At 65.3% G+C, this 14,211-nt stretch carries 14 protein-coding genes and 2 tRNA genes; 1 reads left to right on the top strand and 15 read right to left on the bottom strand.

Annotated elements, in window-relative coordinates; translation table 11 throughout:
* Positions 1-36: 36 nt before the first annotated feature.
* The 13 genes from ACLB1G_RS26500 to ACLB1G_RS26440 all read right to left on the bottom strand — a co-directional run bounded on the left by ACLB1G_RS26500 (position 37) and on the right by ACLB1G_RS26440 (position 12,637).
* A complete protein-coding gene (locus tag ACLB1G_RS26500; RefSeq protein ID WP_491630261.1) occupies positions 37-603 on the bottom strand; it encodes a PEP-CTERM sorting domain-containing protein in 567 nt (188 codons plus the stop codon).
* Positions 604-674: 71 nt separating this feature from the next.
* Complete coding sequence (locus ACLB1G_RS26495) at positions 675-2,411, bottom strand: putative bifunctional diguanylate cyclase/phosphodiesterase (RefSeq protein ID WP_491630260.1); 1,737 nt, start codon at positions 2,409-2,411, stop codon at positions 675-677.
* A 1-nt stretch (position 2,412) separates the two neighbouring features.
* Positions 2,413-3,723: a sensor domain-containing diguanylate cyclase gene (locus ACLB1G_RS26490; protein ID WP_491630259.1), complete on the bottom strand. Its 1,311-nt coding sequence runs from the start codon at positions 3,721-3,723 to the stop codon at positions 2,413-2,415.
* Positions 3,720-4,109: a phosphonate transporter gene (locus ACLB1G_RS26485; RefSeq protein ID WP_491630258.1), complete on the bottom strand. Its 390-nt coding sequence runs from the start codon at positions 4,107-4,109 to the stop codon at positions 3,720-3,722. The genes ACLB1G_RS26490 and ACLB1G_RS26485 overlap by 4 nt, the downstream gene beginning before the upstream one ends.
* Before the next feature lie 89 nt (positions 4,110-4,198).
* Positions 4,199-6,010, bottom strand: coding sequence for a sensor domain-containing phosphodiesterase (locus tag ACLB1G_RS26480; RefSeq protein ID WP_491630257.1), 1,812 nt, complete (start codon positions 6,008-6,010; stop codon positions 4,199-4,201).
* A 295-nt stretch (positions 6,011-6,305) separates the two neighbouring features.
* Complete coding sequence (locus ACLB1G_RS26475; protein WP_491630256.1) at positions 6,306-6,593, bottom strand: hypothetical protein; 288 nt, start codon at positions 6,591-6,593, stop codon at positions 6,306-6,308.
* Between the two features lie 156 nt (positions 6,594-6,749).
* On the bottom strand, positions 6,750-7,112 hold the full coding sequence (locus tag ACLB1G_RS26470; protein WP_491630255.1) for an Arc family DNA-binding protein: 363 nt from the start codon (positions 7,110-7,112) through the stop codon (positions 6,750-6,752).
* 87 nt (positions 7,113-7,199) lie between these two features.
* A tRNA-Arg gene (locus ACLB1G_RS26465) sits at positions 7,200-7,276 on the bottom strand.
* A 72-nt stretch (positions 7,277-7,348) separates the two neighbouring features.
* Positions 7,349-7,425: transfer RNA gene (locus tag ACLB1G_RS26460), tRNA-Pro, on the bottom strand.
* Positions 7,426-7,473: 48 nt separating this feature from the next.
* Complete coding sequence (gene glmM / locus ACLB1G_RS26455; RefSeq protein ID WP_491630254.1) at positions 7,474-8,823, bottom strand: phosphoglucosamine mutase; 1,350 nt, start codon at positions 8,821-8,823, stop codon at positions 7,474-7,476.
* A gap of 17 nt (positions 8,824-8,840) precedes the next feature.
* Positions 8,841-9,677 carry a dihydropteroate synthase gene (folP, locus tag ACLB1G_RS26450; protein ID WP_491630253.1) on the bottom strand — a complete coding sequence of 279 codons (837 nt, stop codon included), beginning with the start codon at positions 9,675-9,677 and terminating at the stop codon, positions 8,841-8,843.
* Between the two features lie 67 nt (positions 9,678-9,744).
* The gene (ftsH, locus tag ACLB1G_RS26445) at positions 9,745-11,625 is read right to left on the bottom strand and encodes an ATP-dependent zinc metalloprotease FtsH (protein ID WP_491630252.1); all 1,881 of its coding nucleotides are present in this window, start codon (positions 11,623-11,625) and stop codon (positions 9,745-9,747) included.
* A gap of 307 nt (positions 11,626-11,932) precedes the next feature.
* A complete protein-coding gene (locus tag ACLB1G_RS26440; protein WP_491630251.1) occupies positions 11,933-12,637 on the bottom strand; it encodes an RlmE family RNA methyltransferase in 705 nt (234 codons plus the stop codon).
* Positions 12,638-12,678: 41 nt separating this feature from the next.
* Between ACLB1G_RS26440 and yhbY the strand changes: the two genes are divergently transcribed.
* The gene (gene yhbY / locus ACLB1G_RS26435; RefSeq protein ID WP_491630250.1) at positions 12,679-13,149 is read left to right on the top strand and encodes a ribosome assembly RNA-binding protein YhbY; all 471 of its coding nucleotides are present in this window, start codon (positions 12,679-12,681) and stop codon (positions 13,147-13,149) included.
* A gap of 45 nt (positions 13,150-13,194) precedes the next feature.
* On the opposite strand, the gene ACLB1G_RS26430 is transcribed toward yhbY, so the two are convergent.
* Both ACLB1G_RS26430 and greA read right to left on the bottom strand, forming a co-directional pair.
* Entirely contained in the window at positions 13,195-13,638 is a 444-nt protein-coding gene (locus ACLB1G_RS26430) for a DUF4149 domain-containing protein (RefSeq protein ID WP_491630249.1), read from the bottom strand.
* Positions 13,638-14,114 (bottom strand): transcription elongation factor GreA, encoded by a 477-nt coding sequence (gene greA / locus ACLB1G_RS26425; protein ID WP_491630248.1) that lies wholly within the window; start codon positions 14,112-14,114, stop codon positions 13,638-13,640. The genes ACLB1G_RS26430 and greA overlap by 1 nt, the downstream gene beginning before the upstream one ends.
* Positions 14,115-14,211: the final 97 nt, after the last annotated feature.

Raw genomic sequence — 14,211 nt, 5'->3', positions numbered from 1 at the left:
CACACCAGCGTCAGCAACGCTGGGCAGCTGCGTGCATCAACCCTGGGCAGTGCGGCGGCGCACCAGCGCCGCCACCAGGCCCAGGCCGCCCAGTAGCATGCCGTAGGTGGCTGGCTCCGGCACCGCCGTCACGCTCCAGCGCGCCGTGCTGTATGCCGAGCCGGAGAAAGGCTCGAAATCATAATAGACAGCACTCGAAGAGGGCGTGGTCCCCACCAGCGCAGCCGTTGCCGCTTCGGAGGCGGAAAATACGCCAAATATCGCGGTGCCTGGCGTGCTGTTTCCCCACAATGCCGAGTTAGAAAAGATGAAGCTGCTAGCCGTACCGGAGATCGAGACGACCGCCGTGCCTGCGATAGGTGGATCGTCGGCGCTGTCGCCCTCGCCATAGGCAACAATGGTGCCGCCGATCGCCGTACCGCCTATGCTCAAGCTGATATTGGTGATGCCGGTGATCAGGTCACCGCTGGCGTTGCCGTCAAATGTACCCGTTACCGTGTGGCTGTCGGCAAACGAGTATGAAAAAGTGTAAGTGGCGGCGTGGGCGCCGCCACTTGCCGCCATCAGTGCGGCTAAAACCGTCGCGCGTAGGAATTTGTTCATGTCCCCAGTCCCCTTGATAATAAATTCGCAGTATATTTTTATCATGGGAACTTGTCTGTCGCACAAATGTGCTACACGGCGCCCAGCCAGTCCAGTAGCGCGGCTGCCTCCAGCGGCCGGCTGTACAAATAGCCCTGGCCCTTGTCGCAGCCCTGGCGCCGCACCACCGCGGCCTGGTCTTCGGTTTCTATGCCTTCGGCCACGGTCTTCATGCCCAGGCTGCGCGCCACCTTGACCGTGGCCTCGATCAGCACCTCGTGGTGCGGGCTGGTGTCGGCCAGGCTGACGAAGGAGCGGTCGATCTTGACCGTGTCCACCGGCAGCAGGTGCAGGCTGGACAACGATGAATAACCGGTGCCGAAGTCGTCCAGCGCCAGCTTCACCCCCAGCGCCTTGAGGCGGCGTAGCTGCTCCTGCACGTCGGCGCCCTGGGCTGCCAGGCTTTCCGTGATTTCCAGCTGCAGCTGGGCGGCCGCCATGCCGTGTTCATCCAGGATGGCTTGCACCGTGTTGCACAAGCCCGGTTGCGCCAGCTGGGCACGCGACAGGTTGACCGCCAGCAGGCGCGGCGCGCGCTTGCCGAGCCCGGCCTGCCACTGCATGAAATCGCGGCAGCCCACGCGCAGCATGTGCTCGCCCAATGCGCCTATCAGGCCGCTTTCCTCGGCTATCGCGATGAACTCGCCCGGCCCCACCACGCCGCGCTCGGGATGGCGCCAGCGCACCAGCGCTTCCACTCCGGCGGCGCGATCGAGTCCGCCGCCCTGCACGCCCACCACCGGCTGGTACACCGGGAACAGCTGCCCCAGCTCCAGCGCCGCACGCAGCTCGGCCTCGATGCCGGCGCGGCGCGCGGCTTGCTCACGCATGTGCGGCTCGAACACCACGCACTGGCCCCCGCCCGCCGCCTTGGCTGCCGTCATGGCGATGCTGGCGTCGCGCAGGGCGTCGTCGGCATCGGGCGGCAGGTGCGCGGGCGGCACCAGGCCGATGCTGAAGGTGCAGTTGATATCGTGCGCGCCGATGCGGTAGGGTTCACCCAGCACCTGCAGCAGGCGCGCCGCGATCACGCCGGCCACGCCAGGGCCGTCCACGCCGTCCAGCAGTACGGCGAATTCGTCGCCGCCCACGCGCGCCGGCAGTTCGCCCAGCGCATTGGGTGCGCCGCGCCCGGCGCCGCGCAGGGCCAGGCGCAAACGGCCCGCCACCATGCAGATCACCTGGTCGCCGGCCGCGTTGCCCAGTGTGTCGTTGACCTGCTTGAAGCGGTCCAGGTTGATGAACAGCAGCGCGCAATCGTCGCCTTGCGGCGCGCGCTCGCGGCTGGCGGCGCGCTGCAGCAGCTCATGCATGGCGGCGCGGTTGGGCAAGCGGGTCAGGTTGTCGGTGCGGGCCGCGCTGCCCAGGCGGCGCGCCAGGGTGCGCTGCTCGCGTTCGACTTCCCCGGTGGCGTCTGCCAGCACCGCCATCAGGCGGTCCGCTCCGGCTTTCATGAGCCCCAGCGACAGCACCGCCGGCGCGCCCGGACGGTTGGCCACGGCCGGCGGCAGCGCGATGCGCAGGGCCTCGCAAATCACGCCGTGCGGTGCGGAATAGCGGGCGCACAGCTCACGCAACTGCGGCGCGCAGGCCTCCAGCACGGTGAACAGGTTGGACAGGCCGCCGTCGGACGACAGCGGCATCAGCAGCTGCGACGACATGGGATTGATCATCTCGATCTCGCCATCGGCGCGCATCTCGATCAGTCCCACCGGCGCACGGTACAGGAACTGGATCAGGGCCTGGTAGGCATCTTCGGCGTCCGCCATCTCAGGGCGTCCCCGGCCAGCTGGCCACCTGGTTGCGGCCGGCGCGCTTGGCCGCGTACAAGGCCTGGTCGGCGTGCTTGAGCAGCCGCTCCAGCGCGTCGGCGCCTTCCATCTCGGGCGCCATGGCGGCCACCCCTATGCTCAGGGTGCAGGCGATGGCCTGGTCCTCGTAGCGCGCCGGATGGGCCTCCACATGCTCGCGCAGGCGGTGCGCCACCGCTTCCGCGTCGCCCAGGCCGACGCCGGGGAGGATCACCGCGAACTCCTCGCCGCCCACGCGCGCTACCACGTCCACCTGGCGGAATACGGCCCGCATGGTGGCAGCCAGGTGGCGCAGCACGGCGTCGCCGCCCGGATGGCCGTGGCGGTCGTTGATGGCCTTGAAGTGGTCGGCATCGACCATCAGCAGCGACAGCGGGCGCGCCGCAGGCTGGCGCAGGCGGCGCCGCAGCTCCAGCTCGGCCGCCTCGTAGAAGGCGCGGCGGTTGGCCAGCCCGGTCAGGTGGTCGGTGTAGGTAGCCTGGCGCAGGCTGTCGCGGGCTTCCTGGCGGTCGCTCATGTCGCGGATGATCATACAGTAGGCCGGATCACCGTCCGACTCGCGGTGCGGCAGCGGCGCAATCATGGAGCTGCCCCAGAAATGGCTGCCGTCGGTGCGCAGGCGGCTGCCCTCGTCCAGGCTCCAGCCATTGTCGTCGGCCTCGCGCAGCCGCTCGCGCTGGCGCTGCGGCGAGATGGCGCCATCCGGATAGAACAGGCCGTAGGGCTGGCCGACCACGGCGGCCGCGTCGAAACCGGTGACCCGGCCTATGCTCTCGTTCCAGGCCCGCACCCTGCCCTCGCCGTCCAGGCTGACCAGGGCATAGTCGGCGATGTTGGCCATGATGGCGTTCATCCAGGCATCCATGGTGCGCAGCTCGCGTTCGCGCCGCTCCTGTTCGGTGATGTCGCTCAGCACCGCCATCAGGCGCGACTGGTCTAGCTTGAGCACGGTCAGGGACAGCACGCGCGCCTCGCGCTGGCCAGGCTCCCCGGGCGCATGCAGGCGCAGGGCGTCGCACACGGTGCCGTGTGCGGCCGCGTGTGCGGCGCAGCGCTGGCGCAGGTCGGGCGCCAGGCCGGACAAGGCGTCAAACAGGTTGTCCAGGCCGCCGTCCCGGCTGACGGGCAGCAGCAGCTGGGCCGAGACCGGATTGAGCATGGTGATGGCGCCATCCATGCCGGCCTGGATCAGGCCGACCGGGGCCAGGTACAGGAACTGCAGCAGCGCCTGGTGCTCGCCCTCGGCGGGCGCGTCTACCAGTCCGTTCATGCGCGCCGCACCAGCACGTAGCGCAGCGCGGCGCCGGGCTGCGCCAGCAGGCGCAAGGCCACCTTGGTGGGCCGCATGCGCAGGGTCAGCACGTAATCGATGGTGACGTCCAGCGCGCCGCCCTGCTCCTGTGCATCCTCGAAGCGCTGCGCCACCAGGTAGTTGTTCATGCACGGCGCCACGTGGGTGAACACCGGCTGGCCCAGCACGCGCTCGGGTGCCAGGCCGGCGGCCTGCGATTCGTAGGCGTTGTAGCGGCGCACGATGGTGTCGTCGTCGAAGGCGATCACGCCGAACATCAACGCGTCCAGCGCCGCCTCATCCAGGCCGGCCAGGCGCAGCGCCAGGTCTGGCTGGTCAAAGGTCAATCCGGGTTGTTCGCTCATGCTGGGCTCCTGTGGTACGTAGCCGGTATTGTAGCGAGGATTTTGGTGCGCACGATAAATATTTTTCCACAGAGAAATATTTATCGTGCCTAGGCGGCCGGCTGCAACAGCGTCTGGCGCAAGCCTTCCTCCATCTGGCCGACACCCCCTGCGGCGCCGCACCAGGCGGCAAACACCTCGGCCTCCAGCGGCCGCGCGTACAGATAGCCCTGGGCCTCGTCGCAGCCGGCCGCGCGCAGCAGGTCCTGGACGACGGAGGTTTCCACGCCTTCGGCCACGACCCGGAAGCCCAGGTCCTGAGACAGGCTGATCATGGCTTGAACCAGGGCCTGCTTGCGGCCGTCGCGCATCAGCTCGCGGATGAAGGACTGGTCGATCTTGACCACGTCTGCCGGCATGGTCTGCAGGTAGGATAGGCTGCTGTGTCCGGTACCGAAGTCGTCGATGGCCAGCCGCACGCCGGTGGCGGCAATGGCTTCCAGCATGGCGTGGGCCCGGGCCGGATGGGACATGATGGCGCTTTCCGTGATCTCCAGCTCAAGGCTGGCGGCAGGCACGCCGTACTGTTCCAGGCCGGCAGCCAGGCGCACGGCGAAGTCCGGCTCCAGCAGATTGGCGGCCGACACGTTGACCGACAGCTGCAGCGCCAGCCCGGCTGCACGCCAGGCGCGCAGCTGGGCCAGGGCCGCGTCCAGCACCCAGGCTGTGGTCGCCTGGGCCAGGCTGGTGCGCTCGACCACCGGCATGAACTCTCCCGGCGAAACCGCCCCCAGCACGGGATGGTTCCAGCGCAGCAGGGCCTCGGCGCCGACGCAGCCGCCGCTGGCCAGGTCCACGCGCGGCTGGTACACCAGGCGCAGCTGGCCACCCTGCTCCAGGGCCGCGCCAAAGTCGTTGACCAACTGGAAGCGGCGCCGGTAGCGGGCGTCGGCCGCTTCCGAATACACGGCCACGTGGCTGGCACTGTCGATGGCGTCATGGGCCGCGCTCTGGGCCTGGCGCAGCACGTCCAGGCTGTCGGCCTGGCCCGGTTCGAAAGGCGCCACCCCGGCCGAGGGCGTGGCCACATAGCGCGACTTGGCGATGCGGGCGGCGCGCACCATCTTGCCCTCCACCAGCGGCAGGTAGGACGCCAGTTCCGCGCCGGCCGGCGCGAAGAGGGCGAACTGGGCGGCGGCCACATGGTAGACCTTGCGGCCGCTGCCGATTTCCTTGCGTATCCAGCGCGCGGAGTCGCTGACCAGCTCATCCAGGTAGGAGGAACTCATCACGCGGACGGCGTTGCTGAGCTGCTCGGGCGTGGCCAGGTTGATCAGCACGGCCAGGCGCTGGCCGCCAGCACTGTCGCGCTGCAGGTCCTGGAAATCCTCCAGGAACTGGTTGCGGTTGGGCAGCCCGCTGATGGGGTCGATGCGGCCCAGGGCGTGCTGCATTTCAATTTGCGCCATCACCATGCCGGCCAGGTCGGCCAGCATGGCCAGTTCCTCGTCCGACACCGCGCGCGGCTCGGTGCCCAGCACGCACATCGCGCCCAGGCAATGTCCGTCCTTGGTGATCAGCGGTGCGCCGGCGTAGAAACGGATACCGCTGGCCGCCAGCGGACTGTCGCGGAAGAATTCATCATGGAGCAAATCGGTCACCACCAGCACGTCGCTGCTGTCAGCCACCTGGCCGCAGGGAGCGCGCAGGCGCGGGATGGACCAGTGCTCCACGCCCACGCGCGACTTGAACCACTGGCGATCCACATCGGTCAGCGATACCGCCGCGATCGGCAATGAAAACAATCGCGCGGCCATGCGCGTGATGCGGTCGAAAGCCTCGCTGGGCGGCGTATCGAGAATATTGAGCTTGTAAAGCGCGTCAAGACGGCGCGCCTCGCCTAACTGGCAAGTGGTAGTCATGGAGTCCTCAGTGCGTTAACCGAAAGTAGCTGGACAATGCGTGGGTTGGGCACTGGGCGGGCCCTCGGACAGGCCCCGGAAAAAGTTAATACAGGATAACATGGCTCATCGTGCCGTCACGCAACAAAACTTTCTATCCTGCGCATGAGGTTTTTTTATGACAGCCTTGGCCTGCGCCGCGAAGGTGTCACATCCGCAACAGCCGACGGCCGGCCCGAGGCAATCTCGCAACCCCGTCAATCCGGATTGCCGGCTTCAAGCTACCGGTCGGCGCCGCTGCACGGCGGCCTGATGCTCAATTGTGGCGCCAGGCGCCGCGTCGCGAGGTGATGGGCAGCTCGGCCACCGGGGCGCCATTGTCCAGGGCCTCCTGGTCGGCGGCGCGGATCTTGGCGTCCGGCGCCAGCACGCGGGCAATCACCTGAGGACTGATGCCGCTGCTTTGCATGAATTCCACGGCGCCGGGTGTACCAACATCGCGCTGCACCTCTAGCGCCTGGCGCACCAGGAATTCCAGCGAATGCCAGCCTGCGGTATCGGAAGTAGCCGGCTCAGTCCGGCGTCGGTCTAGCTCTGGAGTCATGTCCGTAATCCTCGCGAGTAAGTTGGATAAGCAAGCGGATAAGCAAATGGAAAATAATATCCTTGTCTTGATATTAGCACATGGTGCACGGACTTTTGAGGCCGGTCAAAGACGATATTGTTATCTGTCCGGTTCCCCACCAAGGTTCATTTGCGACTAGCTCTTGGGCTTGTCGCCCCCCTGCCGCTCGGACGTTTCTTGTTGCATGCTGGCCGAGAACGTGCTGCTGGAATTGGCCGGCAGGGTCCAGCTGCCGCCCGAGATTTCGGACGCGCTCTCCACGGTCTGGCCAAGCTGCACGCCAAAGCTGTAGCGCAAGTCAGGATTGCGCAGCGACAGCCGTTCCAGCGCCTCGAAGATGATCTTGATATCGAGTTCATTGGAACTTTCCGTCAGGCTGCGCTCCAGCCGGCCGACCAGTTCGGCATTGACGCTGCGGCCGGACTTGCCGGCCTCCGCCTTCAGCTTTTCGAACAGCTTGAAGGGCATACGGAATTGACTGCGGTAAATTTCTGACATGCCGCTATCTTGGCATCAACACTGCAACGTGGCTAGTGACAGAAAAACTGGGGGTAGTGACAAAGACGCGAAAATGGTGAAATACATTGGCCTGCCCAGCTGGGTTCGAACCAGCGACCCTCGGCTTAGAAGGCCGATGCTCTATCCAACTGAGCTATGGGCAGTAGGAGCGCCGGGACGAAGGTCCGGCGGGCATAAAAAAACGGGTTGTCACAGACAACCCGTTTTTACATTCTTGGTCGGAGTACAAGGATTCGAACCTTGGACCCTCTGGTCCCAAACCAGATGCGCTACCGGGCTGCGCTACACTCCGATACCGTCATTATAGCCGCCGCGAGCAGGTGGGTCAAATTAAGCCCTTTCAGGCGGCCAGCTGGGCGTCGACCTTGGCGGCAATGCGGTGCGCCATGGCCGCAGCGGCCTCGGCGTTGCGCGCTTCCACCATCACCCGTATCAGCGGCTCGGTGCCGGAAGCGCGTATCAGCACCCGGCCGCTGCCGCCCAGCTCGGCCTCGACCTTTTCCTTCTCGGCCACCATGGCGGCGTTGCGGGTCCAGTCGAAACCTGCCGGCACCCGCACGTTGACCAGGGTTTGCGGGAACAGCACCAGTTCCTCGCCATACTGCTCCAGGCTCTTGCCGCTGCGCTGGAAGGCCGACAGCACCTGCAGCGCCGAGATGATGCCGTCGCCCGTGGTGTGCTTGTCCAGCGCCAGCAGGTGGCCGGAGCCCTCCCCGCCCAGTATCCAGCCGCGCTCCTGCATCACTTCCAGCACGTAGCGGTCGCCCACCTTGGCGCGCGCGAAGCCGATGCCCTTCTCCTTGAACGCCACTTCCAGCGCCATGTTGGTCATCAGGGTGCCCACTGCGCCCGCTACCGGGCCGGTGGCCAGGCGGTCCAGCACCATTACGTACAGCAGCTCGTCGCCGTTGTACAAACGGCCGGTGGAATCGCACATGATGAGGCGGTCGGCGTCTCCGTCCAGCGCGATGCCAAGGTCGGCGCCATGGGCGCGCACGGCGGCGGCCATGGCGTCCGGTGCGGTGGCGCCGTGGCCGGCGTTGATGTTGAAGCCGTCCGGCTTGTTGCCGATGGCGATGACTTCGGCGCCCAGCTCGTGGAACACGTGCGGCGCGATGTTGTAGGCGGCGCCGTGGGCGCAATCGACCACCAATTTCAGGCCACGCAGATCCAGTTCGTTGGGGAAGGTGCTCTTGCAGAATTCGATGTAGCGGCCCTGGGCGTCGTCCAGGCGCTTGGCGCGGCCCAGCTTTTCCGAGGGCACGCAAGCCATGGGCAAGTCCAGCGCCGCCTCGATGTCGAGCTCGACGGCGTCCGGCAGCTTGGTGCCCTGGCTGGAGAAGAACTTGATGCCATTGTCCTGGAACGGGTTGTGCGAGGCCGAAATGACCACGCCAGCCGACAGCCGCAGCGCGCGCGTCAGATAGGCAATGGCGGGCGTGGGCATGGGGCCGGCCAGCATCACGTCCACCCCGGCCGCCGAGAAACCGGCTTCCAGCGCCGCTTCCAGCATGTAGCCGGAAATGCGCGTGTCCTTGCCGATCAGGACGGTGGGACGGGCATTGCCGCTGCGGCTGCCGGCCAGCACCTTACCGGCCGCATAGCCCAGGCGCATGACGAAGTCGGGGGTGATCGGCGCCTCGCCAACCAGGCCGCGGATACCATCGGTACCGAAATATTTACGTGCCATAATGCTCTCTCATGTCTTTATAGTGGGTGGGCCGCCTGCCATACGGCCAGGGCGTCCACGGTCTCCGCGACGTCGTGTACGCGCACGATCAGGGCGCCGTGCGAGACCGCCGCCAGCGCGCCGCCCAGGCTCGCCGCCAGGCGCTGCTCGACCGGCTTGCCGGTCACCGCACCCAGCATGGACTTGCGCGACAGGCCGGCCAGCAGCGGCTGCTGCAACTCGGCAACCAGCTGGCGCCCGGCGCGCAGCAAAGCATAATTATGCTCCACCGTCTTGCCGAACCCAAAGCCGGGATCGATGCAGATTCGACGCGTATCAATGCCGGCGCTGGTCAGGGCGTCTATCCGTTCGCGCAGGAAATCGCGCACCTCGGCCACCACGTCGGTATAGGCCGGCGCCTGCTGCATGGTTTCCGGCTGGCGCTGCATGTGCATGATGCACAGGGCGCAGTCGCTGTCGCGCACGGCCTCGATGGCGCCGGGGACGCGAAAACCGTTGATATCGTTGATCATGTCGACCCCGGCAATGACCGCCTCGCGCATCACCTGCGGCTTGTAAGTGTCGACCGAAATGGCCTTGCCGCAGTCGCGCAGCGCATACAGCACCGGCATCACGCGCTGCAACTCTTGCTCGAGCGGCAGCGGCGGCGCGCCGGGGCGGGTCGATTCGCCGCCCACGTCTATGATGTCCACGCCGTCGCGCATCATCTGCTCGGCGTGGGCCAGCGCGAATTCCAGGCCGGCATGCTGGCCGCCGTCGGAAAAGGAATCGGGGGTGACGTTCAGGATGCCCATCACGCGCGGGCGTCCGTTCAGCGGATAGTTGAAACGGCCGAATTGTAGTGTCTGTCGCATGCAATCGTAGAAATAAAAAGGGCGAGGATTGCTCCTCACCCTAGTGGGCCTTGCCTTCCGCCGCCGTTTAAGCTGGAGCGGTCACGCTGGGGGTCACACCCGGGCCGCCATCGCTGGGATGCTTGCGCAGGCTGACGCCGGCCTTGGGCGGACGCGGCTCCAGGCCGGCCATGATGTCGTTGATCTGGTCGGCGTCTATGGTTTCCCAATCCATCAGGGCCTTGGTCATCATTTCGACCTTGTCGCGGTTTTCCTCGAGCAGCTTGCGGGCCAGCTGGTATTGCGTATCCAGGATGTTGCGGATTTCCGCATCCACCTTCTGCTGGGTCGCTTCCGAGATGGTCTTGTTGGTGCCGCCCATGAAGCCTTCGTTCTGGCTGTCCTCGTACACCATCACGCCCATCGCATCGGACATGCCGAAGCGGGTCACCATGGAGCGGGCCAGCTTGGTGGCGCGCGAGAAGTCGTTGGAGGCGCCGGTGGACATCTGGCCAACGAAGATTTCCTCGGCGATGCGGCCGCCGAACAGGATGGAGATTTCCTCCAGCATCTTGTCCTTGTAGCCCGAGATATTGTCGTGCTCAGGCAGTTGCCAGGTCAGGCCCAGGGCCCAGCCACGCGGCATGATGGTGACCTTGTGCACCGGATCGGCCTTGGGCAGCAGCTTGGCCACCACCGCGTGACCCGACTCGTGGTAGGCCGTGTTGCGGCGCTCTTCTTCGCGGATGACCAGCGACTTGCGCTCCGGACCCATGAAGATCTTGTCCTTGGCGTCCTCGAAGTCCTGCATGTCCACCAGGCGCTTGCTGCGGCGGGCGGCAAACAGGGCGGCCTCGTTGACCAGGTTGGCCAGGTCGGCGCCGGAGAAGCCGGGGGTGCCGCGCGCCAGGATGTCCGCTTTCACGTCGGTGCCGATCGGCACTTTGCGCATGTGCACGTTCAGGATCTGTTCGCGGCCACGGATGTCCGGCAGGCCCACCGAGACTTGGCGGTCGAAGCGGCCCGGACGCAGCAGCGCCTTGTCCAGCACGTCGGCGCGGTTGGTGGCGGCAATCACGATCACGCCGGACTGGGCTTCGAAGCCGTCCATTTCCACCAGCAGCTGGTTCAGGGTCTGTTCGCGCTCGTCGTTGCCGCCGCCCATGCCGGCGCCACGGTGGCGGCCGACGGCGTCGATCTCGTCGATGAAGATGATGCAGGGCGAATGCTTCTTGGCGTTCTCGAACATGTCGCGCACGCGGGAGGCGCCCACGCCGACGAACATTTCCACGAAGTCGGAACCGGAAATCGAGAAGAACGGCACCTTGGCTTCGCCGGCAATGGCGCGCGCCAGCAGGGTTTTACCGGTACCCGGGGGGCCGACCATCAGCACGCCGCGCGGGATGCGGCCACCCAGCTTCTGGAACTTGGTGGGGTCTTTCAGGAAGTCGACGATCTCGGCGACCTCTTCCTTGGCTTCGTCGCAGCCGGCGACGTCGGCAAAGGTGACGTTGTTGTTGGTTTCATCCATCATGCGCGCCTTCGATTTGCCGAAGGAGAAGGCGCCACCCTTGCCGCCACCCTGCATCTGGCGCATGAAGAAGATCCACACGCCAATCAGCAGCAGCATGGGGAACCAGGACACGAACACCTGCTGCAGGAACGAGGGCTCTTCCGGCGGACGCACGTCGAAGCGCACGCCGTTGTCGCGCAGGTCGCCGATCAGGCCACGGTCCAGGATGGTGGCGGTGGTGCGCACCTTGGTGTCGTCGGTACGGGTGGCCGTGATGTTGCCGCCTTCGATGATCACATCCTTGATGCGCTTGGCCTTGACGTCATCGAGCAGCTCGGAATAAGCGATCGGTTTGCTGCCGCCCGCGATGCCATGGTTGTCGAATTGCTTGAACAGCATGAATAAGAGCAGTGCGACGACCACCCAGATGGCAGATTTGGAAAACATGTTATTCACGAAAACTCCTTGGATGCGGGGGCGCATCTTTACCAATAGGCTAAGAACCCGTTTCAAAATGACCATGGCGTCGTTACGGCTCCTCGCCGTGCAGTCGCACTGCCTTCGTCGCCGTGCCTTGCCCTGCTCATTTTGAAACAGGTTCTGAGAACCCGATTTTACTCGCATTAGGCAGGCGGTGCCACAAACCTGCCGTGCGCCAGCGGTGCAACGGGCCGGCGCACGGGTTAAAGCACATTATTTGACCAAAAAAACGGTACGATCAAGTCAAATGTGGTTTTCCTAGGCTGAAAATGCGGTCTGGATGCTAAATATCAAGGGGAAAATCGCCAAAGTTGTCTTTTTGGCCCGTCAGCATGCTCGGCGCGTCAACCGGATGTTTCACGCCCCGCCCCAGCAGGAAGATTTCCGAGGATTTATCCCGGCTGGCCTTGGGCTTTTTCTGCACCACGGTCTTGAATTCCTGGCGAAAACGTTCGACCAGCTGGGTGAACCCCATATCCTTGAAGCATTTGACCAGCAGCGCGCCGCCCGGTTTCAAATGCACCTGGGAAAATTCAATCGCGATTTCAATCAGGTGCTCCATGCGCGCCGCGTCGGCGTCGGCGATACCGGACAGGTTGGGCGCCATGTCCGACAAAACAAGGTCGGCCTTGCGGCCCTGCAGCACTTCCTCCAGCTGGGCCAGCACGCTGTCCTCGCGGAAGTCGCCCTGGATGAAGTGGAAGTCGGCGATCGGTTCCATGGGCAGCATGTCCAGCCCGATCAGCGTGCCGTTGATGCCGCCGCCCTCCTTGCCGGCCAGCTTGCGCCGGGTGTACTGGGCCCAGCTGCCCGGGGTGCAGCCGAGGTCGACAATGACCTGGCCCGGCTTGATCAATTTCTCGTCCTCGTCTATCTCTTTCAGCTTGAAAGCCGCGCGGGCGCGGTAACCTTCGCGCTGTGCCAGCTTGACGTAGGGATCGTTGATATGGTCGTGCAGCCAGTTTTTGTTTAATTTGTTCTTAGCCATTCGCGTAGAATACTGCTTTTAAGAGAACCACCAAAGTTATTATGATCAAACTTACCCCTGTCGAGCGCGCCGCCCTGCGCGCCGAGGCGCATGGCCTCAAGCCCGTCGTCATGATCGGCGAATCCGGCCTGAGCGCCAACGTCCTGAAGGAAATCGAACTGGGCCTCGATGCGCACGGCCTGATCAAGGTGCGTGTGTTCGGCGACGACCGCGAAGCGCGCGCCGCCATGTACGACACCATCTGCGAACAGCTGGGCGCGGCGCCGGTGCAACACATCGGCAAGCTGCTGGTGCTGTACCGTCCCAAGAAGGAAGCCGTCAAGGAGCGCAGCGGCAAGGCCGGCAAGGGCTTGCGCGAAGTCACCATCGTCAAGCCCAGCGCCAGCGGCACCAAGAAGCCGAGCGTGACCAAGGTACTGCTGAAAGGGAACGAGCGCGTGACCGAAGGCGGCACCATCAAGCGCGCCAAGCCGCGCCAGACTTCGGCCAAGAAAAGCGCCCTGGGTAACTAAGCGGGCAGGTTCGCGGCCGGGCCGCGAACCTGAAGCGAAGCTCGGTTATTGCTTGAGAAGCAGCCAGCCTGCGAGCAGGCTCTGCACCAGGTAGATGCCGCTCGATATCCCATGCAGCATGCCAAAACGGCCCTTGGCGGCCGATTCCATCACCCCGCCCGGACCGGCCGCCTCGCGCAGCGCCGCCATCTGCGGCTGCAATCCGAAGTGCGACACCACGGTGCACAAGGCCATCGCCAGCACCAGCCACAGCAGCGTCCTGCGGCGCTGGCTATCATAGTCGCGCGCCTGCAGCACCAGCACCACCAGCGCCGCCGCGCAGCCCAGCGACAGCCAGGCTTGCACCGCGAACAGGCTGCCGGCAATGGTGCCGGCCAGCACCCGGTCGCTCAGGGTGGCGAACAGGGTGGGCGCCACCAGGTAGCCGATCGTCCACAGGCTGCCGGCCCACAGCGCGGCCACCAGCAAGCGTAACCGCGCCAGCTGCATCAGATGTAGCGTACGTCGAGGATTTCGTACTCGCGCGGGCCGGACGGCGCCTGCACTTCCACCACGTCGCCGGCCGACTTGCCGATCAGGGCGCGGGCGATGGGCGAGGTGACGGAGATCTTGCCCAGCTTGAGGTCAGCTTCGTCTATGCCGACGATCTGGTACGTGGCGCGGGTGCCGTTTTCCAGGTCTTCCACGTCCACGGTGGCGGCGAACACCACGCGGCCGTCGGCGTCCAGGGTGGTGGGGTCGATGATCTGCGCCGAGCTCAGCTTACCTTCCAGTTCCGCGATGCGGCCTTCGACGAAGGCCTGGCGCTCCTTGGCGGCATCGTATTCAGCGTTTTCCGACAGGTCGCCGTGCGAACGCGCCTCGGCGATCGCGTCGATCACGATGCGGCGCTCTTTGGTCTTCAACTGGTGCAGCTCTTCCTTGAGGAGTTCTGCGCCGAATTTGGTCAGTGGAACTGAAGTCATATGTCTCTACTCGGTTATTACAATGGAAAACCACAGAGGCCGCGCCATTGCTGCCGGCGCGAGCTCTGTGGTTGAGGTGTTGCGGACTACTGTTAAG

The sequence above is a fragment of the Duganella kummerowiae genome (assembly GCF_053572355.1).
Note: the sequence above shows the minus strand (reverse complement) of the source record. Positions and strands in the feature narration are given on the sequence as shown.